Origin of the sequence: Synechococcus sp. R55.2 (assembly GCF_047462075.1) — a bacterium.
Taxonomy (GTDB): Bacteria; Cyanobacteriota; Cyanobacteriia; order Thermostichales; family Thermostichaceae; genus Thermostichus.
Window position 1 is genome coordinate 1 of sequence record NZ_JANSIH010000273.1, and the last position, 643, is coordinate 643.

The window sequence follows — 643 nt, forward strand, 5'->3', positions numbered from 1 at the left end:
GCGGGGAGCCGCTGCTGCAGAAGGCTCTCAACGAGGACTTTGCCTCTCTTCACGGCATCGACGACCACCTGGTTTTGCTGCAGTTGGCAGAAGCTTTTCCCAATTCCCGCTTTACGCAAGCTTGCCGGGAATACGCCCGCATTCGGGGGGGCAGCTATTTTGGCCATTCCCTCTACAACCCCGAGACCGGCGAACCGATCCCGCGGCCTTTCCCCCCGGCAGAGGAAGAGACCCTTTGGCGGACTTGGCTGACCGTCTACCCGGATCATCCCGGTGCCTACGATGCCCTCTTCTGGCTGACACGCACCTTGGAGTGGCAGGGCAAAAGGGAAGAAGCACTGGTCCTTTTGGCCAATTGGCTGGCGGATCCCTTCGGCGATGGAGACATGCGCTACGTCTTGCGCCGCCGCCTGCTTTTGCTCTTAGACAGCGGTGCAACCCCCAGCGAGTTGCAAGCTTTTCTCGACCGCCACGGCGAGCATCCTCTGGCCGCCGCCGTCCGCTATGCTCTGGCGGTTCGCTTCGCCCGCGAACACCGCTACGACCTAGCCCTGCAGCTGACGGAAAATCTGGCTTTGGATGCTGTGTTGGATCGCTACCCCTTGCTGGATGGCGGCTACTGGCTGGACGACTGGGATCCCGT

General features: G+C 61.7%; 1 protein-coding gene. It reads left to right on the top strand.

Annotation, left to right across the window (positions count from 1 at the left end):
• The coding region (locus NW838_RS08945) for a tetratricopeptide repeat protein (protein ID WP_414427886.1) at nt 1-643 on the top strand (643 nt) is incomplete at both ends.